This is a genomic window from Paenibacillus sp. J31P13 (assembly GCF_056269295.1).
Map to the genome: position 1 here is coordinate 1,032,718 of NZ_JBWDNR010000001.1, position 25,918 is coordinate 1,058,635.

Consider the following 25,918-nt stretch of genomic DNA (forward strand, 5'->3'; position numbering starts at 1 on the left):
ATGGAAAAGAAGGGTAAGTTTTTCCTGCTATCGTTCATTATCGTCGTGTTCGTGTTCGCTCTCGTGTATTTCGGGGTCAGCTTCACCTCAGATTTGGGTAAAACCAAGACTCAGGTTGATATGGAAGATGCTGGTAAAAAATTAGATAAGCTGTTCTCGAAAATTTCAGTAAAGACCGAATCACCGATAAAAGGTCAAATCGATCTGAACCCTAATGATGTTGCTGAATCATTGCCGGATATTTCGAAATTTCCAATTACGGTAGACAACACCACGGATAGCTTTGCAGAGATCTTCTCTTCTACTGAAAAATCAGGTACGGGTGTAGATGGATGGTTGACTGAAGTAGCAACGGAGTTCAATAAAGCTAATATCGACGTGAATGGTAAAACAGCTTCTGTGAAGATTCGGAATATCGCTTCTGGTACTGCCGCTGATTATATTAAATCTGGTAAATATGTACCAGATGGCTTCACGCCTTCTAACGAGCTATGGGGAGAAATGGTAAAAGCCAGCGGGGTGAAGGCTGAGCTTGTATCAAATCGTCTCGTTGGCAATGTTCCAGGTATCGTCATAGCAAAAGCAAAATATGACGCCTTGGTAGAAAAGTACGGTTCGGTGAATGTAAAAACCGTTACAGAGGCTATCGCTGATAACGAGTTCGCTATGGGGTATACGGACCCGTTCGCCAGCTCCACAGGATTAAACTTTCTTGTAACAGCTCTCAATACTTTTGATAGCTCTAATATCCTTGGTGATACTGCCGTACAGGGATTCGAAAAGTTTCAAGCCAATGTGCCATTTATAGCATCTACTACAATTCAAATGCGTGATGCGGCGAAGTCCGGCATGCTTGACGGATTTGTTTTGGAGTACCAAACCTATATCAATGCAGCTGATTTAAAGGACAGTTATGTTTTCACACCTTTTGGAGTAAGGCATGACAGTCCGTTGTACGCGTTAGGGGATCTATCGAAAGAGAAGTTAGATATCATTCATAAATTTGCGGAGTTCGTCGAGCAGGACAAATATCAGAATATAGCAAAGGAAAAAGGCTTCAATAATCTTGATGACTATAAATCGGAGCTTGCAGTAGTCGATGGCAGTATGCTCTCATCTGCACAGAAGCTGTGGAAAGAGAAGAAGAACGGCAGTAAACCGATTGCCGCAGTGTTCGTAACGGATGTTTCCGGCAGTATGGCTGGTGAACCACTGAACCGATTAAAAGAGTCCCTATTGAAGGGGCAAAAATATTTAGGGAAAGACAATAGTATCGGTCTTGTCTCGTATTCAAGCGATGTAACCATCAATCTTCCTATTGGGAAATATGATACCAACCAGCAATCGATGTTTGTTGGGTCAGTGAACAGTCTCCAAGCGAGCGGAGGGACAGCTACTTTTGACGGTATTGTTGTGGCTATGAAAATGCTTCAAGATGAGCTCGCGCTTAATCCCAATACGAAGCCCATTATTTTTGTACTAAGTGACGGTGAGACGAATGAAGGTTTTTCGCTAAAGGATATCAAAGGGCTAATTGAGAGCTACAAGGTTCCCATTTACACCATTGGATACAATGCCAATATTAAGGCGCTTCAAAGTATATCAAGTATCAATGAGGCGGCTAGTATTAATGCAGATACAGATGATGTTGTCTATAAGATCGGAAACTTGTTTAACGTACAGATGTAATGAAAACCAGGGAGGAATAAAATGTCATTCACTATGGATATACCGAGTCAGGAAGAGATCAAGATTGCTATTGAAGAACAGGTTAAGCCCGTTCCTGAAGAAGTTGCAAAGCTAAAAGAGGTGGCGGATACCAATGTCGCGACGATCATGGCTCTCGATTTCGAGTCGCTTGAGAAACGGAAAGAAATACTGCAGTCTATCGACACCTTTGGTTTAAATACGATGAAATCATCCTCGGATAAAAATTCATTGCTTCAAGTATCGGTAGGAAATCTCTCCAAGACGGGAGATGAAGGTGGTCAAGTAGCCAAGGGGCTGACAGAACTTCAAATACAGCTGAAGGATTTGGACCCGAGCGCAGTCGATTTTGCTAAGAGGGGGGTTCTCGGTAAGCTTTTCAATCCATTGCGGGCATACTTCCTCAAGTATCAAAAAGCAGATGGTATGATTTCAGATATTGTTGTTTCATTAGATAAGGGGAAGTCGACGCTCAAAAATGATAATACGACACTGGAAATCGAACAGCAATCACTTCGTGATTTAACCAAAAAGCTTCAAAAGGAAATTCAACTCGGTGTTTTGATGGATGAGTCAATCGATGCACAAATCGAAGCAGCAAGGCTGCGTAATGAAGATCCTGATAAAATTCGATTCATCACCGAAGAAGTGCTTTTCCCACTCCGTCAGCGGGTAATGGACTTACAGCAAATGCTGGTGGTTAACCAGCAGGGGATTATGGCCATCGAAGTCGTAATCAGAAATAACAAAGAACTGATTCGCGGGGTAGACAGAGCTAAAAACGTTACGATATCAGCTCTGAGAATATCTGTAACTGTAGCAAGTGCTCTTTATAATCAAAAGATTGTCTTGAAAAAAATTGAGCTCTTAAATCAAACCACAAACGAGCTGATTGCCAGCACGTCCAGAATGCTGAAGAATCAAGGAGCCGAGATCCATAAGCAATCGCTAGAAGCTAGTATCTCAGTCGACACATTGAAGCAAGCATTCACGGATGTTTTGTCTGCACTGGACTCTATCAGTACCTACAAGCAAGAGGCTCTGCCGAAAATGCGTGATACAATCAATCAGTTCCGGGAATTGGCTGATGATGGCGAGAAACAGATTCAACGCTTGGAGAAAGGTCAAAAGCTGGGTTTATAATCCATGTATAAATTAAACTATAAGTATGTATTCTATACGACCGTGTTCATCTTTATTGGCTTATTCTTTTTCCTCACTAATGACTGGATGAAACGTATCTTACTCCTTATTTTGGCTATCATGCTTTTTGTGATTATTAAATTTCTTCCTAAGAAAATGGCTGGTATTTCTGTCATCATTGTCTTTATTGTTTTTGAAGTCATTGGGAGGATATCTATTTCGAATTAATGGAAGTGAGTCTGGGAAAACTTCGCTAAATAAATGCACATGAAGGCTGCCGAAATAATCGGCAGCTTTTTTTTCATTCTATCTGGTGCTCGCTAGTAGAAGAGGAAGCGGGAGGATTGTTGAATCCTACATCGAATTTTATTATGGTAGGTGATTATCCATTATTTGTATTCATTAAATGACAGGAGAAAATGATTATGATGAGGGAAACGAATGAGATCGTTATTGGAATTGATGGCGGCGGGACACATACACGGGTAATGGCAGTGGATCTAAACGGAAATGTTCTGTCTTACATAGAGAAAGGAGCTTCTTCCATACATAAGGATTTGCATGCAAAGCAAAATGTGCATGAAGCATTGGAAGAAGTACTACGCCTTGCAGGAAGAAATGTAGAGCAGGTACGAGCATTGACAGCAGGGATGGCTGGACTTGATTCGGAGTCCGATTTGGAATGGGTCATACCACTAACCGCAATAGAGGGGTTAAATTGTGAGACCTCACATGTGAATGATGCAGTTGTCGCTCATAGCGGTGCTCTACTCACTGAACCCGGCATTGTCGTCATATCCGGTACAGGATCAATCATATATGCAGTAAATGAACAAGGACAACAGATTAGGAATTATGACCTGACACACTATGCTGCAAGCGCTGCTAGATTTTTGGCTTATGATGCTACCTTTGAACTTTTAGCCGGCAACACAGATGACAGCGATAAAAACTTGGTACGAGATATCCTTCAGCATTGGCTTGTATCGACTGTTGAAGAGTTGTCGCAGCTCGCACTTCAAGGCTTTGTTGCTGATCAAAGAGAACGAAATAAGAAATTTGCTCAGCTCGCTCCAACCATCACAACAGCGGCTTTGAATAAAAGCAGCTTGGCGAAAACCGTTTGTGATCGTGCCGTACATCAGATCGCGGTAGGAATAGAGATCCTCGCAGCATATTTTTCTGATCCTGAAATTAAAGTATCTTTAATCGGAAGCGTCGTTAACAGCGATTATTTCCAGATTAATCTAGCTGACAAAATGAAAGCTGGGAAGAACAAGAAGTATCAACTTATTCAACCCGCATTCTCACCTGTTGCAGGCGCAGTTTTGTTAGCTTTCAAACAACTCAACATTCCGATTGAACCAAACTTATTACATAATCTCAGCCTTCACCCGTGTTCTAAAAATGGCTAACTGTTGACCTTTATGTATTTATGCCGGAATAATATTATTTCAATGCATACTACGTCTCTATATTTAAAATAATAAAACACAAAGGACGGTACCCGAAGTCATTCGACTTATGGGATGCCGTCCTTTTAAGTTGTTCATTTGAAAATTATGATGAGGACTTAGTGCGTTTAGTGGAGCTGAGATGATCAATTTGCTCTTCCAGCACGTTTATCGCTTTGCCTAGAAATTGCGTAATAAGTGCAAGTTCTTCATCCGTATACGAGGCAGCGAGGTTAACCATAGAGCTATGAAGCGGTTGATAAGTATTGATGATCTCTTCTTTATTTTCATACTCCGGGACAATAATGACTCTTCGGCGGTCATTAGGGTCGTTTTGTCTGCGAACGTAACCAATTTTCTCAAGTCGGTCAATTAATGCGGTAACGCTTCCGGTTGCAAGACCTGTTAATTTTGAAAGCTCGCCGGCTGTAATGGGTCCTTTTTCACGGAGAATGTCCACAGAGATAAAATCATTATTATATAACCCGAGAGAGGCAGCCACATTTTGCTGGTATAATACCGTTCGGTTTCCCAGCCCTCGCATGAGTAGGGTGAATTCTTCTTGCTGATCTGTAGGTTGATTATGTTGTTGGCTTGACAAAAGACAAACCTCCTTTTAAGATGAAAAAATCTCGATGTCCGAGATACTTAGTACGTGAGTTTTTTGATAAGCGTGCTATTAATCAAGTTTATTCTATCTAAATCATTAAAAATTTGCAAAGGGGTTTACACATGGAAGCTTCAAAGAGCAACATAAAGTTAGTCGTGGCAGGTTTATTGCTTGCCATATTTATGTCAGCCATTGACAACACGATTGTTGCAACGGCAATGGGAACGATCGTATCCAAACTTGGCGGGATGGACAAATTTGTCTGGGTTACATCCGCGTATATGGTTACAACTATGGCAGGGATGCCGATCTTCGGTAAATTATCGGATATGTACGGCAGAAGGAGATTTTTTATTTTTGGTTTAACCGTGTTCCTGATTGGTTCAGCTTTATGCGGCTTAGCGCAATCTATTGAGCAGCTAACCATTTATCGCGCAATTCAAGGAATTGGCGGCGGTGCACTATTGCCAATCGCCTTTACGATTATATTTGATATCTTCCCACCAGAAAGACGGGGGAAAATGACCGGACTTCTAGGAGCAGTCTTTGGTGCGGCAAGTCTTGTCGGTCCGCTGCTTGGTGCTTATATCACGGACAGTATCGGCTGGGAATGGGTGTTTTATATTAACGTGCCCATCGGAATCGTTTCTTTGACACTCATTATGAAAAGTTACAAGGAATCTAAGGTTCACACGAAGCAAAAGATCGATTGGTGGGGCGCGGCAACTCTCGTGCTTGCTGTCATCTGTCTCATGTTTGCACTGGAGCTCGGCGGTAAGCAGTATGAATGGAATTCAGCATTAATTATTGCTCTACTCGTTAGTTTTGCTGTCTTCTTTATCATATTTTTCTTTGTAGAGCTGCGGGCAGAGGAACCTATTCTTCCATTTTTCCTATTCAAGCGCCGTTTATTTGCATCTTCGCAGATTTTAGCGTTCTTGTATGGCGGTACGTTTATTATTTTGACTGTGTATATACCTATTTTTGTTCAAGCCATTTATGGCGGATCTGCAACCAATGCCGGTTTAATTCTAACTCCAATGATGCTAGGATCGGTTGCGGGCAGTGCGATGGGCGGTATTTTTTCAACGAAAACAAGCTATCGCAACTTGATGATCATTTCCGTTATTTCTTATCTTGCAGGCATGTACCTGCTTAGCACGCTCACTCCGGATTCAGCACGGATACTTCTTACGCTGTTTATGATTATCGTAGGTTTCGGTATGGGCTTCTCGTTTTCATTGCTGCCAACGGCTTCACAGCATAATTTGGAGCCGCACTACCGCGGGACAGCCAACTCAACGAATCAATTTTTACGTACACTGGGCATGACGATGGGAATAACGATCTTTGGTACGATTCAGAACAATATGTTTACGAATAAACTAACTGAAAGTTTCAACGAGATGGGCGGGAATGAGAACGCTGGGATGGCCAATATTGGTGACACGAGACAGATCTTTGAACCAAGCGTACGTGCGAAAATTCCTCCCGCAACGCTGGAGAAAATTATTGATGCGATGTCCATCTCGATAACGCATGTATTCCAAATCGCATTGATTCCTATTTTGATTGCTGTCATTTTCGTATTCTTGATGGGGAATTCAAGGGTTATGCTTACGAATAAGAAAGATAAGTCAGAAGCTTAATTACCTCAAATCTCTAAGTAACAGGGGGATCGATATATCCCTGTCAATTGATTTTAATCATGACTTTTGAGTGTTTCTGGCATTTGGAGAGTTCTTTGAGATTGTGAGGAGGATAAAAGTTGAAAGATACCATTTTTATTAAAGGTGCGAGAGAAAATAATCTGAAAAATGTATCGCTTTCTATCCCCAAGTACAAGCTGGTTGTGCTGACAGGACCATCAGGGTCGGGAAAATCGACGCTGGCTATGGACACACTTCAACGCGAATGCCAAAGACAGTATCTGGATTCCATGGGGATGATATCAGATTCCATAAGCAAGCCTAAGGTAGAGGCCATTGAAGGATTATCACCATCTATTAGTATAGGACAGCATGTCACCAATCGTAATCCTCGTTCGACGGTTGGGACCGTAACAGAATTGTACACGTTTGTTCGGTTTATTTTCTCCAGATTGGGTGAGCGTGTTTGCCCTTCCTGCAGCGGCACCATTCCCCCTTCATTTGAACCGACAGGTACAATTGTAGAGGAAGACGATTATATGGAGCGTCAAACCTTTGGCTGTCCGCATTGTGGTGAAAAACTTGAAAAATTCGGTATGTCACATTTTTCCTTCAACAAACCTGAGGGTGCGTGCGAATCTTGCAGCGGGCTTGGTCATGTGGCAAGCATAAATGAAGCAGCGGTTTTCAATGGAGAGCTTAGCTTGCGAGATGGCGGAGTTGCCTCACTCAATGGTGTGCATCGCGATATTCAAACTCGGATTTTGATAGCAGCAGGAAAGCATTATGGCTTCCAGTTCGACCCGGATCTGCCATTGAAGGATTTAGGTGAGGTACAGCGTGATTTGCTATACTACGGTGTCGAAAGTGAAGCATTCAAACGCCATTATCCGAATGTAAAGCCGGTTCAAGGAACTAAATTTGAGGGTGTTATTCCCGGTTTGTGGCGGCGTTACAAGGAGAAGGAAGGGGAGGCAGGCTCACAGGAAAAAGAGGGAAGCTTCTTTCATGAACAGCTCTGCCCTGATTGCTCAGGTGCTCGCTTGAAGAGGGAAGTTAGACTTGTTCGAGTAGCTGCCTCAACGATTTCAGATGTATCGGAATGGTCACTCGGTGATGTATATGAATGGACGAAAGGGTTGCAAGCTGCGCTGCCATCCGAAGGGCTGCATTTGTTGGAGCCTGTCCTTCATGAGATGCCTACTCGGTTAAAACGGATTATTGATGTCGGGCTTGGCTATCTATCCTTAAGCAGGCAGACGGTTACATTGTCTGGTGGAGAAGCCCAGCGCCTTCGACTTGCATCGCTCCTTGGTTCAGGTTTGACTGGTGTGCTTTATATATTGGATGAACCAACAACTGGTCTTCATCCGAAGGATACAGCTGGACTCATTCTCGTGCTTCAGCAGCTGCGAGATCTCGGAAATACCGTACTCGTTATTGAGCATGATGTTGAAATGATGCGTGCAGCCGATCACATTATCGATATCGGTCCAGGTGCTGGTTTGCATGGTGGAACGGTTGTGGGTGAAGGCCGTATTGAGGATTTGATGTCCAGTGAGCTATCGGTTACTGGTGCATATTTGAGAGAAGAGAGTCTTCCTGCTCCAAAACGTGATCGCAGGAAAGGAAACGGCAAACAAATTACGATCATAGAGGCACAATCACGTAATGTTAATATACCGATTGTCTCCTTTCCACTTGCTTGTCTAGTATCCGTAACGGGGGTTTCTGGTTCTGGTAAATCTACTCTAGTATTCGATATTCTTGCGCAGGGAAATCAGAATGAACCAGCTCAGATGGGATGCAAAGAAATGAAAGGACTGGAGCATGTCGGAAATATCGTTATCTTTGATCAATCTCCTATGGGGAGAATTCAACGTTCCAATGTAGCGACCTATACCGACGTATTTACACAGCTGCGCCAGTTGTTTGCAGGTTTGCCGGAGGCTAAGGAGAGAAAGCTTACAACCAAGCATTTCTCGTTTAATACACCGGGTGGACGCTGTGAGACATGCCAAGGACTAGGTGTACTGTCTGTAGATATGAATTTTCTTGCTGATTTGGAAGTGAAGTGTCACGACTGCAATGGTAGAAGATTTACTGATGAGGTCTTGCAGGTTCAGTACAAAGGCTTATCAATCTCAGATCTTCTTAATTTGTCGGTTGAAGAAAGCTTACCGATTCTCAAATCGGAGAAAAAGATTGCGGGTATTGTTGAGATGCTATGCGAGGTTGGGCTTGGCTACTTGAAATGGGGTCAATCGGTCAAAACCTTGTCCGGTGGTGAGGGGCAGCGTATCAGACTTGCGAAAGAGCTTAGCAAGCCATCAAAAAACCATACGCTCTATTTGCTTGATGAGCCGACGACTGGCCTTCATCCTACTGATATCAAGCAGCTTCATGTATTATTGAGCAAGCTGGTCGATACAGGAAATACTGTCGTCGTTGTTGAGCATAGTCTGGAATTGATCCGAGAATCCGATTGGGTTATAGATATCGGTCCAGAAGGCGGTGCCGCTGGCGGCGAGCTTATTGCCGAAGGTACACCTGAGCAGGTAGCTGAAGTATCAGCTTCCTATACAGGTATGTATTTAAAACAAATGCTAGCTTAAGAATCGGATTATTTAAGGGCAGGTTGCCACCATAATAGGGGCAGCCTGCTTTTTTTGATTGGTTCGGGGATTAGTTTAAAACAAAATTTCTCCCTTGTTTAATATCCGGTACATAAAGTATAATTTTTCCAAATAAACAGATGGAAGAGTAAGCGAGAAAATTATTAAAAGTGTATTAATCGTAATGTATAACAATTGGTTCCCAGAGTTGATCATCGTATTGAAATGAGTAAGAAAAAATGTGAAAAATTTAACTCAGGATGGGTGTGGATTTATGAAAATTAATGAACTAGCTAAGCAAATCAATACGGGAAAGTTTAAAGAACACTTACAAAAGGAGTTCTCACCTGAGATTGATTCGCGTTTGAGTGCGATGAGTGAAGAAGAGTTAAAGAACCATTTGAATCAAGTAATCAGTGTACCCATTAATCTTTCAGGAGAGATGAGCTACGAGCTTCTTGAACTATATTACACAGCATCATGGTATTGTATTTTTGAAAATGAGAATCTTCCGCGCAATACAAGTGTATTTGAAGTAGGTGCAGGAAATATCATATATATTCCAAAAGCGTTAAATGCCTACTCGTCAGGGGAGGGCGGTAAATATGTTACAGCAAATTTGAATAATGAGCTCACCCAGGAGTTTAGAGAGAAGACAAAAGGACTGGATGTAAAAGTAGAGATCATTCAAGACAATGGCGCTAATATTTTGAACTATTATAGTGAAGAATCATTTGAAGTCATTGCTTTTCACCATGCGATTAATGATATTATTCAGACAATAATCGCTGATATAGAAGAGATTGACACGATAAACAACAACTGGTGGACGATCGAGCCTCAAATGCTTCAGAGCGTTATGGCATACCATCACGCTGGAAAATTAAAAGAAGCTGCTTATGATCCGTTTATTCGAATAATCAGTACTTGTAATCGATTATTAAAGAAGGGCGGGTATATGATTTTCGATAATTGCACGTATGCAGGCTACGAGAGTATGGGCTATTCTTCGGAGTTTCATAGCTCTTATATTGATTTGGCTAGAGAGTGGATTAAAGAAGCGCAGCTTGGTTTGGAAGAGGTTGAATTGCTATCGTACGATAGCAAGTGGTGGATGGTTTTGAGAAAAGTATAGTTCTTAGTGGGAAATGGTAAGCACAGTACAAAATCTATGGATTATATACTCGATGTGGTTTCTTTTTGATTAGCTGTCGGATGACAAGAATATGTGCCGATTAATTACCGCGTAAATCGCGGTTTTTTTGTTTTTTTGGTACATATTCTTGGCAATGTGCAACTGTCGGGTGACATGAACTTGATTATGTCGTGTTACTCGTTAGTGAAGTTGAAGATGAAATTTATTTTTATTTACCATGGAATCGAAAACCTCTGGAGCGTACTTTTCCAATTTAACGTACCCGTCAATACGAGTGCAATGAAATAGATGAGTAAGGAGCAAACAATTGAAAGTATTACACTCCATAACATCGGTAGGCCTTGGACGGTAAAATAGTCATAGGTCGAGTGACCGCATATCGCCATCAGCATCATACAAATCCCAACCTTGATATAAGGACGAATACTCCAGTAAAATCCGATCGATCCTGAGATCGAAAAGAAGTTTAATAGTGTTTGCATAACAATTCCGATACCGATGCCGTACGCAATTCCGATAATGCCAAATTGACTGCCGAACACGAAGATCGAGACAGTTTTGAATATCGTTGCTGTCATGTAGTTCCACAGTGTCGCTTTCGCACGGCCGAGACCGAGCAGGATCGCGTGCAGCGGAGAGTCGAAATAATGCAAAAAAAACAACGGCGCCAAAATTTTGAGTAGCAATCCTGCTTCCGGTGCGTTGTATACAAGCGTCGTAAGTGGAGTTGCCCACTCGAATAGGATGACGGTCGCTGGCGCGCCGATCAGAAGACCCAAGCTTAGCGCCTGATTCATCCTCTCATGCATAAGCAGACTGTTCTTGTTCACCGCTGCTTCGCCAATCGCAGGAATGAGAGCGGTGGATAAGGACTGCGTAATAAAGCTTGGCATGAATAACAGTGGAAACACATAGCCCGCTAGCAGACCGAATTGCTTCGTGGCTAACACTGTACCAATGCCGGCCAGCGCCAGGCTGGATGTAATGAGAAGCGGTTGGAAGGCGCTATATAAAGAATGAATAACGCCGTGCCCGGTCGTCGGCAGACCGATCTCTAGCAGCTCTCCGAGCGTGCTTCTTCCTTGCTTCATATGTCTCGCCCATGTCTCGCCCGGCATCTTTGATTCGCCGTATAGTTTGTAGCTTACCATTAGAAATAAGAGGCTGATCGCTTCACTGACGACTGATGCAGCCATTGCGCCTGCAGCCGCATACGCGATGCCATAAGGCAGCAATAGGTGTACCAATGCAAGGACACAGGCAATTTGCACCGTATGCTCGAGCACATCGGAGGTGGCGATGGTCTTCATCTGCTGCATGCCACGGAAGTATCCTTTTAACACTGCGGAGACAGCGACAATCGGCGCGATCGGCGTAATCGCGAGCATCGCATAATAGGCACGTTGATCGCTCAGCAGGATGGATGCGATCCATTCGGATCCTATTAGTGAAATGAACGTAAGCGTGATGCTCAAGATGCCGGTGACGGCTAGCGATACGTGCAGGATACGCCTCACTTTCAATCGTTCACCCCGGGCGTGGGCTTCCGCGACCAGCTTTGAAATTGCCACTGGCAATCCAAGCTCAGTAATCGTAATGACGAGAGGGACAAGCGGATGAGCCATCATCAATAGGCCGATTCCCTCCGCGCCCAGTACACGCGCAATAAACATGCCGCTGATAAAGCCGAGAATGCGGTTGATGAAAGCAGCGACAGACAAGACTAGCGTTCCTCTCATGAATGATTGCCCGTGTTGCACCATGGCTTGTTTCCTCCTGTTTATCTAATACTTAAATATGTATTCAACATTTATAAAAGCATGCGAACGAGCTGGTGTTAGACTCATTAATGAACAAGCAACGGCGTGGGTTTCAATACGATTATGTTTTTAAAATAGTACAGTTAAAAATAACAATTAATTTTACGCTTTGAGAGCATTTTTCCATGCTTCAAACACGTGATCACAATATACGTGTTTGCACGTAACTTGAGATTCGTCTCCCAACAGTCCGTTTTTTCGTGCTTCCTACTCCTTTTTCTCCATTTTTGACCCTTTTTTCCGATCGATTGCCGGATTCACCATAGAAACTTTCACCTAAAACTACAACATATTCATTCCTTAGAGACGTTTTGTTCCATTTATCACGATTTTACATACATAATCTAATCCTGCTACACTTCTTGAATTTAGTCATTTACAAATATTCAAAGTCACTAATAATAACCCAAAAGAAATTTACTCTACAATCTTTTTAGAAACTAAATTAAAAGCATATATCAACATAAAAAGAAAGTAATGAATATAGTTAAACATAATAAATCTTCGACTCCATTCGAATCTAGCTACTACGATTGAAAGGAATTAGTAGAAAAGGGAGGGATGAAGAGATAGGACTAATAACATAAAGAACGGAAGACAGAAATATAAAAGACAAAGAGTTAAAGATAACAATAAATCAAAACAAGCAAGAAATAACAACGATTATGATATAATTAAGAGTAATAATTACATACTTTGATAAAATGTTTTTGATAAGTAATAGATTAATGTTTAGCATTTTTTGTTACGACTTATAGCTGAAATTAAATCTATTAATAAATATGCTGTTTAAGTTAAAACCAGATGTTAGGTAATATTTTTCTCTTACTTGCAAGCATCATTGAAACGAAGAAGTTGTTAGTTTGAGGAGGAACGTTGAAAAATGCGTAATCTAGATCCAATTGAAAAAGAAATGTCACTCGGCCATATCGTTAGAGTACAACAGGTTATTGACTTCATTGTCCTTGCGGAACTTCAGAAAGGCAGTCGTTATGGAAAACAAATCTATCAAGTCATTATAGAAGAGCTTGGCGGAGTTGGAGTAAATGATTCATACCTAGCGCAGCGGCTTAAGAATCTAGCAGAAAAAGGGCATGCAAAAAGTTGGTGGGAAAGTGATAATCGATACAACCGATATTATGAGATAACAGATTCAGGTGTAGAATACTTTAATCAATTAGTGAGAGATCTTCCAGAACGTGTGGAATTAGCTCTCAGCGTATACAAGGCATTTGACAAGTTGATAAAAAAACACGCCGATTAAAAGGGGGAAGACTAGTGGAGGAAAGGTATAATAAAATCATATCTGAACTAAAAGGCAGATTCCCCGAAGGCACCGTTCAATTTCGTTCAGATAACCATCGACCTTATATTCCTAACCAAGTGTACACAGACCGACTAGAATCAGCTACAAAAAGCCAGTGGAATAAAGAAATTAAAGACCTGGAGATCAATGCTAACTACAGGTATGTTAAAGCAGTTGTCCGTATTACGATTGATCCACATTTTCGAGAAGGTTATGGTTTTTCACCAATTGATGGCGATCCATCAAATGAACCAAATAAAATTACTTTGGCTGTAGATAAAGCAGTTAATGAAGCTTTTTTAAGTGCGATGGACAGCTTCCAAATGGGCTGGAAGGATTTAGCGCCTTATAAAGAGTGGGGAGGCAACCCAGCTCTAAGGCACTTATTAAAGGAAGATCAGAATCCTAGTGTTCATCAGAGTGGTGTCGCTGTTCAACCTTTAACCAATGCCTTTCACCAGTGTATTAAATGTGGAATAGAACTAACTACTGACGAGTGGGAGCTGCTTGGTCAAGTACCTAATCTTAATCGTGATAAAATGAAGTATTGTTTTAATCATTTACCTGAACATATGAAAAAGAAAATAAATGAATCCGTTCGTAAAAATTTTGAAATGAAGCGTTAGGCTATCACGATTCCTACATCTTCGTCATATTGTAGCTGTATATGGAAAGGAGTGGGGGCTTGACTAAGCTTACTTTGGAAACAGCAAAACGTTTATTGGTTGCTGCTGAACAAAAATCCCGCCAAATGGGGCTATCTAGTAATATTGCAATTGTTGATGATGGTGGGAATTTGGTTGCTTTTCTAAGAATGGATCATGCACGTATTGCAGGTATTGAAATTTCTAAGAATAAGGCTTGGACGAGTGTAAGTTTGCAAATGCCTACAGCAAATCTGGCGCAAGCAGCACTTCCTGGGGGACCTTCTTTTGGTATTAACACGACAAACAACGGAAGGGTGGTCATCTTAGGAGGAGGTATTCCTTTAGTGAGTGAAGGCCATATTGTTGGCGGTATCGGCATTAGCGGGGGAAGCAGCGCACAAGACATTGAGGTCGCAAGTGCAGCCGTTCAAGCTTTCGAGATGATGAATGCAAATAATCAAGAACCAAATACGAATATCAACGCTCGAATTGGTTCGGTGCAGTTGTATAGATAAATAAAAAGCAAGCCTAAAGGCAGGTAGCCCATGGCTTGCTTTTTTATTTGTTAGCGAAGGTGTTTGAACTTCATAACTATTTCGTTTTGTTCAATTTCATCGTCTCTAATAATACCCATACCTGCTATTAAAATATAAATGATGCCGCCGACGAAGCATGCACATAAAGTCAAGAAGGAAATCATTTCTTGTCATCCTTTCTATTTGTGAATACTTATATCGTAAAGCGACCCGTAAATCTTGTAACCCTCCAATTTAACTTGAAATACACCATCCATTACAAGCAGCACTAGGACATTAGCATTGCAAATAAGAGTTTCAATAATAGATGATTAAGAAAAATCAAGAAGTGCTTCTTAAATTTTTGAAATAAGTTTTAATTGACAGGTGTTATTTGGAAAATGTATACTTTGTCAAAATACAATACGGACTAAACGCAATGAATGGGATTATTAAGGAATAACTATTGCACAGAGAGCTGTCGGTTGGTGCGAGACAGTCAATACATTCCCCAACTCGCCTATAAGCGGTAAGATTGAATGAAGTAGATCTTAACGGCTAACCCTCCGTAATCGGGTTCTAAGATTCATTGTTTTATCATTAAAACAATGTTTAAGAAGAGTGGTACCGCGAAGGTTAAACCTATCGCCTCTTTGTAGGCGATAGGTTTTTTCTGTTTTCAACAAAAAAAACTTATAAGGCAGGTGTTTGGTTGATGGAAAACGTTATTGATTATTACTCCCAATTTGATGAGTGGGGAAGGTTGGATAGGGAGCCGCTTGAGTTTACTATTAATATGTATTATATAAAACAGTATTTAGCTACATCTCGTTTTGTGCTTGATAATGGTGCAGGACCAGGGAAATATGCAATTGAGTTGGCGAAACTTGGGTATAACGTAACCCTATCTGATCTTACACCTAAGTTAGTTGAAACAGCTAAGCATAAAGTATCTGAATTAGGATTAAATGAACAATTTAATGGTTTTCATGTACTGAATGCTACGCATCTAGATGGAATAGCAGATGAGATGTTTGATGCTTCTCTTATGCTAGGCCCTTTGTATCATTTGCAAAAAGAAGAGGAACGGGTTTCAGCAGTTAAAGAACTATTTCGTGTGACAAAGTGTAATGGCATCGTATTTGTTGCATTTCAAAGTCGAATGAGAATGACAATTACATCATTACAATTCCCGCAATATTGGAAGCCAAATGACAATATGGATACCATTCATAAGTTTGATGAAGATGGGGTTTTCAATCATAATGATAAAGGTAGATTTACAGGAGCTTATTATTTCAACATTGATGAAATAAAACCTTTCATGGAGAAACATGGATTTCAAACCATTGATTTAATTGGTTCATCTAGTATTGGAGCTTTGCTGACAAATGAGCAAAAACAGTATTGGACTGACCAAGGCGAATATGACAAGTTGATTAACTTTCTTATTAGTTCTGCTAATGATCCGTCCGTATTGGGCGTTTCTTCTCATCTTCTATATATAGGTAAAAGGAAGTAAATGATTATATTTTCTAGTTTCATGTTTTTTTCAGTGAAAAAGGACGTTATTTCGAAGTCAATCGACTCTCGGAGTAGCGTCCTTTTTATTTTTTGAAATGGATCAGGTTGAAGATTTACTGTTTGTAGTGGAGCTGAGATCATGAATTTGCTCTTCAATGACCGTACTTGCTTTGCTTAAAAACTGAGTAATAAGAGTCAAATCATCAGCCGTATAAGAGGAGGCCAGTTTAACCATCGCTGTTTCAATAGGGAGATACGTATTGCTGAACCCTTCTTTCTGTTCATAAATGGGGACAATAATTACTTTGCGACGGTCATTGGGATCATTTTCTCTGCGAACATACCCGATTTTTTCTAGCCGATCAATTAAAGCGGTAATGCTGCCTGTAGCTAGACCTGTTAATTTTGACAACTCACCGGCGGTGATTGGACCTTTTTCATTTAGGATATCTATGGATAAAAAATCATTATTGTATAGCCCAAGTGAGGCAGATATATATTGTTGATAAAGTACAGTCCTTGTTCCCAGTCCTCGCATGAGTGAAATGAATTGTTCATGTTGATCTGTTATTTGATCTTGTTTTTGGCTTGACAAAATACAGACCTCCTTTTAATATATTATTATCTTGACAATCAAGATACTTGATAAACGAGCTATTATTTAAGTTTATTGTATAGGAATTATTAATAATATGCAAAGGGGTTTAATGGAGTTAGCAGCTCTAATGACATAAGGCAATACTCTTGATGGAGATATGTACGTATGGGAACCGACATATCTAGGAGGTGATCAAATTGAAAAATACTTCAACGCTCACAAAGAATAACTGCAAATTGTGTGAGGAATTGTAATTGAATTAGAAATGAACAATGTGGAGGGACCAAGAAATAATGGCAAAAAAAAATAATGTTGTGGTTATCATCGTGGCTTTGCTACTAGCTACTCTTATGGCATCGATGGATAACACGATAACAGCGACTGCAATTGGAACAATAGTTGGGGATCTAGGCGGCTTTGATAAGCTAATGTGGGTCACCTCTGCTTATATGGTTGCAGAGATGGCAGGTATGCCGATTTTCGGTAAACTATCAGATATGTATGGACGCAAGCGCTTCTTTATCTTCGGTATTATCGTATTTATGATCGGATCTGCTTTATGTGGTACAGCAGAATCTATCGTGCAGCTTAGTATTTATCGGGCTATACAGGGTATTGGGGGCGGAGCTCTGGTACCAATCGCATTCACAATCATGTTCGATGTGGTTTCTCCAGAAAAACGTGGCAAAATAGGTGGGTTATTCGGTGCCGCTTACGGTATTTCCAGTATCTTTGGCCCGCTTATTGGAGGCTATATTACAGACTATATCCATTGGTCATGGATCTTCTATATCAACTTGCCTGTAGGTGTTATTGCATTCTTTATGATTGCTTTTTTCTACAAAGAATCTATCGAGCATTCAAAACAAAAAATCGACTACCTTGGCGCTTTTACACTAGTAGCTTCAATCCTGTGTCTGATGTTCGCGATTGAGCTTGGCGGTAAGGAATATGCTTGGGATTCCAGCATGATTATCGGTTTATTCACAGCTTTTGCAGTGCTTATTATAAGTTTTGTTTTCATTGAACGACGTGCTGAAGAACCAATTATTACCTTCGGCATGTTCAAAAATCGTCTATATTCAACTAGTAATATTATGGCAATATTTAGCGGAGCCGCGTTTATTACTGCATCTGTCTATATTCCAATCTTCATCCAAGGCGTATTTGGCGGCTCGGCAACGACATCGGCGCTAGTTCTGCTTCCGATGATGCTCGGATCTGTCGTTACTGCCGCGGGCGGAGGAATCTTACTTAGTAAGTTTAACTACCGCACTATTATGATTTCGACATTAGCTCTGCTGGTTCTAGGGATGGTTCTGCTTACAACATTAACGACAGATTCTTCTCGTTTTATGGTTACCATCTTTATGATTCTGGTCGGTCTTGGAATAGGGGCATCATTCTCTGTACTAAGTAATGCGGCGATCCATGGTTTTACAGCAAGACAGCGGGGATCTGCAAGTTCTACTCTTAGCTTCACGCGGGAACTAGGAATGACGCTAGGGATTACAGTATTTGGTATTGTTCAAAGTCATGTTTTTATAAATAAATTAGCTACTAAGTTCAGCAGCAGTGACCAAATGCCGGAAGGTGTTGATCTTAGTGATCCGAGTAAAATTTTGACTCCGGGAACAAGAGAGCAAATTCCAACTCAAATTCTTGATAAGATTACAGAGGCGCTTTCCTCATCGCTCGTTCATACTTTTGCTTGGGCAATTATTCCTGCCGTCATTGCACTCGTGGCAGCAATTGCCATGAGCAAAGAAAAGTTCGATCCGGCTTCCGAGCTGGAAGAGTATACACCTTCACATTAAAAAGCTTAATAAGCAAAGAGCCTCGCTACCCAGTAGCGAGGCTTTTTCAAGTATTAAATTGGTTTTGAATAATAATGGGATTAATATCACGCGTCTTTAAGCCTCCCACTAAAAAATGGGTCTATTAGACTTTTAATGGGTAATGAGTTATGATTCTATCAAATAAAAATGATAGAGTAGAGACTCTACTATTAAGGGAGAGGGATTTAGTGAAGTTACGGGGAAAAACGACGATTATAATTGGACTTTTAATGTTGTTTTTGTTGGGAACATCCATGCAGGCATTTGCTTATGATGCACAGTTGAAACTTTATCGTGATGTGCCGGAGAAGGACTGGGCAGCTGAATCTATTTATCGTTTGGTCGCACTTGGCGTTGTTTCTGGATATGAAGATGGAACCTTTAAGCCTAATGCTGAACTTACGAGAGAGGCGTTTGTTAAGTTGTTGGTGGAGTCTGTAAAGCCAGTGATAGATAAAGAGAAGTCAACCGTACTATCTGACGTTGCTAAGGATCGTTGGTCTTATACCTTTATTAAGCAGGCGTTTGACGCCGGTTGGTTGGATATGCTGATTGTGAATGGTAAATTCAATCCAAGTCAAAGCATTAAACGCGAGGAAGTAGCGGCATTAACCTCTTTTGCACTGCTGCAAGGAAAAACCACAGAGGAGAAACAGCAGTGGTTAGAAACAGGTTGGGTGGAAGCTAGTAAGCAAGCCTCCTTTGCTGACATGAATCAAATAGATAAGACACTCGCTCCCTATGTGTTGCGGACGTATTCCGATTCGATTATGCAAGGGGACAATAAAGGAATGTTTCTTCCTAAAAAGTCCTTGTCACGACGTGAAGCAGCTGCAATTGTAGACCGAATGATCGGCTTCCGCAGCGCGGACCATCAGCTTGAAATTTCAGCGTTTTATGCTGCAGGTGGGCCATACAAAAAGCTTGAGAGATTCAGTTCCGCTGATGAGATTATCTTTGATTGGGCTAAGCTAGATTATCAAGGCGCAGGAAAGGCATCGGTTGCCATGTCACTCCCTAGTGATTGGAATCAGACGATTACTGCAGCAAAGACAAGTGAATCCACAAAAACACTTATGATCTTTGGAAACACTACGTTACAAAAGCTTGGTGAATTCCTTCTGGATGCTGATGCTCGCAAAGCATTTTCCGTCTCAGTCGGTGAAGTGATGGCTAATCCTTTGTATGGTTTTGATCGCGTGGCAATCGATTTTGAGGGTCTAGTGCCAGCAACCTACAAAGAGCCATTAATGGACTTGCTTCGTGCAATCAAGGATGAACTTAGCAGTGAGATAACGATGACTGTCGTTGTTCCGCCTTCTTATTATTATTCAGGCTATGATTATAAAAAGATCGGGGAGCTAGCTGATCAAGTTGTTCTTATGGCTTATGAATTTACACATGCCGAGAGTGGGCTGCCGTCTGCGCCGCTTACCTTAGTTGGCGAATCAGTAAAGAAAATACTTTCGTATATACCTGCAGACAAGCTGATGCTTGGTATTTCAAAGCAGGCTAACCAATGGACTACGAAGACGGATGGAACAATAGAGTTTTTCAAATCACCTGCAATTGCTTCAGTAGAAAGTCGAATTACAACTGCAGGAACGCAATCTAGTATGCAGCTGCCATATTTCTTAAATAAAATAACCTTTACCGATGATAGAGGCTCGCATTTACTTTGGTATGAGAATTCGAAGAGTATTCAAGCCAAATTGCGTTTAGCCAAAGAATTCGGTCTTCGCGGTGTGGCGTTATGGCAGATTAACCAACTAACAGATGAAGACTGGACAACCGTTTCCTCGTTTAATAAATAAATTTGCATGCGGAATTTAAAATAATTAAAAAATAGGATAGAGCAGTGAATGACATTGCTCTGTCCTATTTTATCTTAAATGACTTAGAAACCTTAAACCTGACTAGAGGTGATATAGTTAATGATTAACGATTTTCGAAAATGGGCAATGGAATATGACATTGAAAATAAGAGCATTGAAGGTTATTGGTTAAATATGAACAGCTATAAACAAGACGATCCTGAAGAATTTCAACAAGTGTTTGGTGATCATTTTGATGCTGAATTACTTACAGTTAAATTGGAAAGTGTAGCACTATTCATTGACAAATGGGATGAATCAAATGCAAATAAATTGATCTCTTATGGTTATGATTATATAACGTCCTACATCCCGATTGTCTATAAGGAGAGAAAACTCGGCCTATATAAAACGCTCTTTACACTTGATGGTCAAATTTTTGATGACTATTTTATTATTAGTTAAATAATCTATCGGATAAATCATTGTTAGTAACTAGTGGCCAATCTGAAAAGAGAACATCTCCCAATTAAAAGCGATTAATTAAACTAACGTTTTAAATCTTTTATTTGTTCGATATGTCGTTGCTCGTGTAAATATAGCAGTTCAATCCACTGATCTAAAGGCAAATCACCAAACCTAGGATGATTCACAGCGAATTCCTTCAAAATGGATGTATCATCAATTTTATCAAAAACTTCCTTGATTTTAGTTCTTGATTCGCTTAATAACTGAATGATCTGTGCAACTTGAAATGGTCCCGAGCCAGGTTCTGAAACCTTAGGTGCTGGATATTTCGTAGACATATCTGATACAACTTCAATAGGTTTTCGTTCTGTTTTGGATGATATCCCTTGATCAAGACCGAATAATATTGCTTTTCTGAACAAAGTTTCTGTTTTCCATAAGTGATGACAAATCTGAGCGATACTCCACTTTTCAATCTCAAATGTACGATTGAATTCTTCGTCATTTAGCACTGAGATCTCATTTAACAATTTCTCTCTAGTTGTAAATAAGTTTTCTTTAAAATCAGCCATACTTATCACCTCCATAAGATAATGGTAATTTCAACCATAATTATATAACAAGGTACTATGACTTGGTACTATTTATTACATTATCCTCAGACAGGAATTAGGATGAATAAGATATGCAGCGGAGATATATTTAAATAGGAGGAATTAGGATATGGATAATTTTAAAGAAAATTTTTATCGACATTTAGGTGTTTACGGAATTAGCGTAACTAATGATCGGTTGTTAGTTATAAGAAAAGCTTTAGGTCCATACAGGGGTAAATTTGATTTGCCAGGTGGACGATTAGAGACGATGGAATCGCTAGAGCAAGGTGTTATCAGAGAGTTTCTTGAGGAAACAAGGTATACGGTTACAGATCTTAAAAGTATTGGTGTTAGCGATTTTTTTGTATTATGGACAGTAGAGAATAACACAGTTGAGTATTTACATCATATCGCCATTCTATATGAAGCTTGTGTTGACCCTTTGGAACAAATCAGTCCTATAGAAATATTTGAAGGTCAAGATTCTAATGGAGCGCTTTGGATATCCTTAGAAAACCTAAATTTAGACAACTCATCTCCATTGGTACTACAAGCGATTAAATGGATACGTACAAGAACACTACCTTTAGTTACAGAACAGTTCGATTATAGAAATAAGTCTTGAAAATTCTTTAATAACAGGGTGAAAATAAATGAGTAATACCGCATTTCAGGCGTCGCAAACAAAAGAGATCGTCTGGAATGCGGTATCAACTTCTTCAGTGGATCTATTTTAAAATAGTTGTATTATTTTCTCACTTGAAGGATTATCTTCCCGATGTTACGGTTTTCCTCCATACGCTTGTGAGCCTCGCCAACTTTCTCAATGGGATATATCTTGTCAACAACAGGTATTATTTCGCCGCGCTCAAAATAAGGAGTTACGATTGTTGAGAACTCATTTGTTAAACGAGATTTGTATTCATCGCTTCTTGGGGTTAATAAAGTCCCTGTTAGTTGAATTCGTTTTAACATCAGGTCAAATAAATTAACCTTTTCGATTTCACCTCCGCTTAAAATGCCAATAAGTATCCAACGACCATCCACTTTAAGGCTCGACAAGTTTTTATCCCAATAGTCTGCACCGATAAAATCTAGAATCAGATCAACACCTTTGCCGTTAGTAGCATCATGAATTTCTTTATCGAAGGATTGCTCTTTGTAATTGATAAGAACATCGGCGCCTAGCGATTGGCAGTAATCAAGCTTCTCCTTGGAGCCAGCAGTAACGATAACGTTGGCGTTACATAGCTTTTTTGCCAATTGAATAGCTGCTGTCCCAACTCCGCTTGCACCTGCGTGGATTAGCACGGTTTCATTTTCCTGAAGCTTACCGATCCAAATTAGAGTCTGATACGCAGTAAGGAATACCTCTGGAATGGCAGCTGCGTCCTCAAAAGTAAAGGAATTCGGCAGTTTCATAGCACGATCGGTTGGCATAACTGCATACTCCGCATAACCGCCTCCATTGACAAGTCCCATCACCTTATCACCAATAGAGAAAGAGCTTTCTCCATTTACTTCAACGACTGTGCCTGCAATTTCAACACCAATGATCGGATTTGTTACATATCCCGTTTTTCCTTCACGCATTAAAATATCTGTACGATTTATCGCTGTTGCATGGACGCTTATAAGTAATTCGCCTTTTGCGGCAATAGGCTTTGGTAAATCAATAACTTCAAGTTGTTCGGCACCGCCTGGTTTTTTTGCTACAACACATTTCATAGTTGGTTTCTACTCCTAAATGCATTTTCGCATAGATTTTTTGTCATTCTGAATTATATAGAAGTTGATCGTAGTTGTCACATTGAGGAATGTGATTGATGTGAAATGGCTGTGCAGGTATATAACCCGCACAGCCATTTTTTGCTTGATAGAGGTGGGCTCGAATTAATTCTAATACTTTTGGGCCTTTATAAAATTAGCTGCTATTTTTAAATATTATTTTACAAGCCCTTTTTCCGTCTTGAATTTCTCCCACTGTGCTTCTGTTTCTTTCTGGATCTTTTCTTGGCCAGAAGCAATCAACTTATCTTTGTATTTTGGAAGCTCCTTGGCAGGATCAACTGAACCGGATTCGAGTGCTACTTGATACTCGTTGTTAACGGCTGTAATGTTAGCAATCTCTGCTTTAATGTTCTCCTCATTTACGCCAAATCCACTCGTTGCAGGTACAATAGCGTTGTCATTTAGCGCGATCGTTCTCTCCCATGTATCTGCAGCCTGGCCTGGTTTAAGATATGCGTTAAATTGGTTGCCGAACACCCAGTCGCCGTTTGGCGCATATCCAGAATCCTTGATAGGTTCGATATTTTTGTCGTCAATCTTGTTGTAATGCTTACCTTCGATTCCGTTGCAAATCAGGTTGTAAAGATAGCTGTCTGTATTAAGCAGGTTGATCAGCATCAGCGTGCGCTCAGGGTTTTTGGAGCTTTTGTTGATAACGTGCATTGCACCTGCAATGCCTGTGAAGTAACTGTCGGAAATAGGCACGTATACGACCTCGTTACCGCCGTTAACAGCCATTTCCCCGACTTCACCGCCTGGCTTCGATGTGAATTCAAGTGAGACAGCTACATTTCCTTTGCCTTTCAAATCATTGATATTTTGGATGATTGGGGCATCCTCGTTGATGTATCCGGCTTGATACCAGCGGCGCATGTCGTCGAAATAAGCTTTTTTCTCATCGAGTATTTGCAGGTTGCTAATATATTTGAGCGACGCATCGTCCTTCGCATAGCTAAGCGGGAGACCTTCGCCAACTTTTGTACGGTCAGTGAATAAGCCCCATGAATTTTGGGCTAGACCAAGCGGAATAATGCCTGGCTCACTTTCCTTGAGCGTTTTCAAGAATGGTTCGATATCTTTATAGTTTTGGATTGTGCTGACGTCAAGGTTATATTTGTCGATAAAGCGCTTCTGAATCGCTAAGCTTTTTGATTTGGCAGCAACTTGATAGATCGGGAAGCCGTATACTTTTCCATCGACAGCAAGCATATCTGGCCAAAATTTATCAGGAATATTAGCGCGCGCTTCTGATGCATACTTACTAATCATATCTTCCGTAATTTCAAGATAAGCGCCTCGGTCGATATAAGGCTGGTAGTTGCCGAGCCATCCCTTCGAGCTCCATGCTAAGTCGAAATTCTCGCCAGCTGCAAGCATGGCATTCAGTTTAGGCTCATACTCGTCGAAGGTGAGGGGCTTAAGATCAACCGTCGCATTTATTTTTTCTTTCAAATATTTGTTGATCTCATCGTTGACGAGCTTTTGATCTGGACCAGGATTAGCAGATACTGGATAGATAAAGGTTAACTTAACCTCAGGCAGGGCAGGTTCTTCAGAAGCTGCTGCTTCAGGCGACTTTTCAGGAGCGTTGCTCGGCTTATTGGAATTTGCCGGTGTGTTGCCGTTGTTAGAGCATGCTGCGACGATTGCTAGGCAGAGCATGAGCGCAAAGCATTTAACCAGTAAGGCTGCTTTTGTTTTTTTCACGTTTGAACCCTCCGTTTAAAAGATGTTTTTTTATATGGCACAATAGTCGCTCCTTATCCTTTCAAGGAACCTACTGTAATACCCTTCACGAAATATTTCTGAAAGAAAGGAAATATAATGAGCATCGGTCCGCCAGCAAGAATGGCCATAGCCATTCGGACAGATAATGTTGGAAAATTCGCATAAGCTAGCTTATCGGCTACCTGGGCAAGTGGAGAATTAGCCAAAAACTCGATTTGAGACAAAATGCGCACAAGCAGCAATTGCAGCGGAATATACTTGTCATTGTCGATAAACAACAGCGCATAGAACCATTCATTCCAATAGCCGAAGGAGATGAACAAGCCAAGCGTTGCCAGTGCGGGAGTAGCCAGCGGCAAAATGATACGGAAGAAAATCCGGAATTCTTTGGCTCCGTCAACCTTTGCCGATTCAATAATTTCTTTGCCGATTTTGTCCAAGAAACCCTTCATAATCATAATATTGAAGGGGCTGAGCAACGTCGGTAGGATGAGAGCAAGAAGAGAGTTTTTCAAATGCAAGTATTGCGTCATCATGATATAGAACGGAATAAGCCCCCCGTTGAACAACATGGTGAAAAAAATATAAAAGGTGATCGGTCTATTGTAGCGAAAATCCATGCGCGAGATGGGATACGCGGTCATGGCCGTCAGGAGAAGAGAGAGTACGGTGCCGATAACCGTAATGAGTATGGTGACGAGATAACCTTTAATTAAAGGATCCGGCTTTTGGAAAACGATCCGATAAGCTTCCATGCTCCATTCCTGCGGCAGAAATTGATAGCCATTCTGTACAAGACTATTCTCAGAGGTAAGCGAGATGATGACAACGAGTAAGAACGGAAGGGCAATCATCAGGCACAGAACAGAAAGAAAGACATTTATGAGCCCATTCATCAGATTGAATTTTCTTATAGTTGGCATGTGTGATTCCTCCATT

Annotated in this window: 22 protein-coding genes and 1 other annotated feature; of the genes, 15 read left to right on the forward strand and 7 right to left on the reverse strand. The window is 40.8% G+C overall.

The annotated features are described in order from the left end of the window. From AC0YOD_RS04750 to AC0YOD_RS04765, 4 genes are all read left to right on the forward strand, one after another. Positions 1–1,689 carry a vWA domain-containing protein gene (locus tag AC0YOD_RS04750; protein WP_475798076.1) on the forward strand — a complete coding sequence of 563 codons (1,689 nt, stop codon included), beginning with the start codon at positions 1–3 and terminating at the stop codon, positions 1,687–1,689. Between the two features lie 21 nt (positions 1,690–1,710). Then, complete coding sequence (locus tag AC0YOD_RS04755) at positions 1,711–2,850, forward strand: toxic anion resistance protein (RefSeq protein WP_475798077.1); 1,140 nt, start codon at positions 1,711–1,713, stop codon at positions 2,848–2,850. Between the two features lie 3 nt (positions 2,851–2,853). Beyond that, positions 2,854–3,078 carry a hypothetical protein gene (locus AC0YOD_RS04760; protein WP_475798078.1) on the forward strand — a complete coding sequence of 75 codons (225 nt, stop codon included), beginning with the start codon at positions 2,854–2,856 and terminating at the stop codon, positions 3,076–3,078. A gap of 197 nt (positions 3,079–3,275) precedes the next feature. Then, entirely contained in the window at positions 3,276–4,265 is a 990-nt protein-coding gene (locus tag AC0YOD_RS04765) for a BadF/BadG/BcrA/BcrD ATPase family protein (RefSeq protein WP_475798079.1), read from the forward strand. 145 nt (positions 4,266–4,410) lie between these two features. Here AC0YOD_RS04765 and AC0YOD_RS04770 read toward each other — a convergent pair whose 3' ends face one another. Continuing rightward, positions 4,411–4,848 carry a MarR family winged helix-turn-helix transcriptional regulator gene (locus AC0YOD_RS04770; protein WP_475798367.1) on the reverse strand — a complete coding sequence of 146 codons (438 nt, stop codon included), beginning with the start codon at positions 4,846–4,848 and terminating at the stop codon, positions 4,411–4,413. Between the two features lie 188 nt (positions 4,849–5,036). Here AC0YOD_RS04770 and AC0YOD_RS04775 point away from each other — a divergent pair, with 188 nt between their 5' ends. The 3 genes from AC0YOD_RS04775 to AC0YOD_RS04785 all read left to right on the forward strand — a co-directional run bounded on the left by AC0YOD_RS04775 (position 5,037) and on the right by AC0YOD_RS04785 (position 10,313). Continuing rightward, positions 5,037–6,563 carry an MDR family MFS transporter gene (locus AC0YOD_RS04775; RefSeq protein ID WP_475798080.1) on the forward strand — a complete coding sequence of 509 codons (1,527 nt, stop codon included), beginning with the start codon at positions 5,037–5,039 and terminating at the stop codon, positions 6,561–6,563. Between the two features lie 119 nt (positions 6,564–6,682). After that, positions 6,683–9,178, forward strand: coding sequence for an excinuclease ABC subunit UvrA (gene uvrA / locus AC0YOD_RS04780; protein ID WP_475798081.1), 2,496 nt, complete (start codon positions 6,683–6,685; stop codon positions 9,176–9,178). 274 nt (positions 9,179–9,452) lie between these two features. After that, positions 9,453–10,313 carry a hypothetical protein gene (locus AC0YOD_RS04785; protein WP_475798082.1) on the forward strand — a complete coding sequence of 287 codons (861 nt, stop codon included), beginning with the start codon at positions 9,453–9,455 and terminating at the stop codon, positions 10,311–10,313. Positions 10,314–10,546: 233 nt separating this feature from the next. On the opposite strand, the gene spoVB is transcribed toward AC0YOD_RS04785, so the two are convergent. Beyond that, positions 10,547–12,097, reverse strand: coding sequence for a stage V sporulation protein B (gene spoVB, locus AC0YOD_RS04790; RefSeq protein ID WP_475798083.1), 1,551 nt, complete (start codon positions 12,095–12,097; stop codon positions 10,547–10,549). A gap of 940 nt (positions 12,098–13,037) precedes the next feature. On the opposite strand from spoVB, the gene AC0YOD_RS04795 reads away from it, so the two are divergent. The 4 genes from AC0YOD_RS04795 (at position 13,038) to AC0YOD_RS04810 (ending at position 16,144) form a co-directional block, all read left to right on the forward strand. Continuing rightward, a complete protein-coding gene (locus tag AC0YOD_RS04795; protein WP_475798084.1) occupies positions 13,038–13,418 on the forward strand; it encodes a PadR family transcriptional regulator in 381 nt (126 codons plus the stop codon). Positions 13,419–13,432: 14 nt separating this feature from the next. Continuing rightward, complete coding sequence (locus tag AC0YOD_RS04800; protein ID WP_475798085.1) at positions 13,433–14,086, forward strand: hypothetical protein; 654 nt, start codon at positions 13,433–13,435, stop codon at positions 14,084–14,086. A gap of 59 nt (positions 14,087–14,145) precedes the next feature. Continuing rightward, positions 14,146–14,622: a GlcG/HbpS family heme-binding protein gene (locus tag AC0YOD_RS04805; protein WP_475798086.1), complete on the forward strand. Its 477-nt coding sequence runs from the start codon at positions 14,146–14,148 to the stop codon at positions 14,620–14,622. A gap of 430 nt (positions 14,623–15,052) precedes the next feature. After that, positions 15,053–15,278, forward strand: a binding site (T-box leader). A gap of 59 nt (positions 15,279–15,337) precedes the next feature. Further along, a complete protein-coding gene (locus AC0YOD_RS04810; RefSeq protein ID WP_475798087.1) occupies positions 15,338–16,144 on the forward strand; it encodes a class I SAM-dependent methyltransferase in 807 nt (268 codons plus the stop codon). Positions 16,145–16,246: 102 nt separating this feature from the next. Here the strand turns inward: AC0YOD_RS04810 and AC0YOD_RS04815 are convergent, their stop codons facing one another. Beyond that, the gene (locus tag AC0YOD_RS04815) at positions 16,247–16,684 is read right to left on the reverse strand and encodes a MarR family transcriptional regulator (RefSeq protein ID WP_475798368.1); all 438 of its coding nucleotides are present in this window, start codon (positions 16,682–16,684) and stop codon (positions 16,247–16,249) included. Between the two features lie 353 nt (positions 16,685–17,037). On the opposite strand from AC0YOD_RS04815, the gene AC0YOD_RS04820 reads away from it, so the two are divergent. The 3 genes from AC0YOD_RS04820 (at position 17,038) to AC0YOD_RS04830 (ending at position 20,861) form a co-directional block, all read left to right on the forward strand. Then, positions 17,038–18,561, forward strand: a complete 1,524-nt coding sequence (locus AC0YOD_RS04820) for an MDR family MFS transporter (RefSeq protein ID WP_475798088.1) — start codon at positions 17,038–17,040, stop codon at positions 18,559–18,561. A gap of 209 nt (positions 18,562–18,770) precedes the next feature. Further along, a complete protein-coding gene (locus AC0YOD_RS04825) occupies positions 18,771–20,396 on the forward strand; it encodes an S-layer homology domain-containing protein (protein WP_475798089.1) in 1,626 nt (541 codons plus the stop codon). Between the two features lie 120 nt (positions 20,397–20,516). Next, the gene (locus tag AC0YOD_RS04830) at positions 20,517–20,861 is read left to right on the forward strand and encodes a hypothetical protein (protein WP_475798090.1); all 345 of its coding nucleotides are present in this window, start codon (positions 20,517–20,519) and stop codon (positions 20,859–20,861) included. A gap of 83 nt (positions 20,862–20,944) precedes the next feature. On the opposite strand, the gene AC0YOD_RS04835 is transcribed toward AC0YOD_RS04830, so the two are convergent. Further along, positions 20,945–21,436, reverse strand: a complete 492-nt coding sequence (locus AC0YOD_RS04835; protein ID WP_475798091.1) for a DinB family protein — start codon at positions 21,434–21,436, stop codon at positions 20,945–20,947. 151 nt (positions 21,437–21,587) lie between these two features. Here AC0YOD_RS04835 and AC0YOD_RS04840 point away from each other — a divergent pair, with 151 nt between their 5' ends. Next, positions 21,588–22,085, forward strand: coding sequence for an NUDIX hydrolase (locus AC0YOD_RS04840; RefSeq protein WP_475798092.1), 498 nt, complete (start codon positions 21,588–21,590; stop codon positions 22,083–22,085). Between the two features lie 122 nt (positions 22,086–22,207). Here AC0YOD_RS04840 and AC0YOD_RS04845 read toward each other — a convergent pair whose 3' ends face one another. The 3 genes from AC0YOD_RS04845 to AC0YOD_RS04855 all read right to left on the reverse strand — a co-directional run bounded on the left by AC0YOD_RS04845 (position 22,208) and on the right by AC0YOD_RS04855 (position 25,902). Beyond that, positions 22,208–23,188 carry an NAD(P)H-quinone oxidoreductase gene (locus tag AC0YOD_RS04845; RefSeq protein WP_475798093.1) on the reverse strand — a complete coding sequence of 327 codons (981 nt, stop codon included), beginning with the start codon at positions 23,186–23,188 and terminating at the stop codon, positions 22,208–22,210. A 216-nt stretch (positions 23,189–23,404) separates the two neighbouring features. After that, on the reverse strand, positions 23,405–24,958 hold the full coding sequence (locus AC0YOD_RS04850; protein WP_475798094.1) for an ABC transporter substrate-binding protein: 1,554 nt from the start codon (positions 24,956–24,958) through the stop codon (positions 23,405–23,407). A 53-nt stretch (positions 24,959–25,011) separates the two neighbouring features. Beyond that, on the reverse strand, positions 25,012–25,902 hold the full coding sequence (locus AC0YOD_RS04855; RefSeq protein ID WP_475798095.1) for a carbohydrate ABC transporter permease: 891 nt from the start codon (positions 25,900–25,902) through the stop codon (positions 25,012–25,014). Positions 25,903–25,918: the final 16 nt, after the last annotated feature.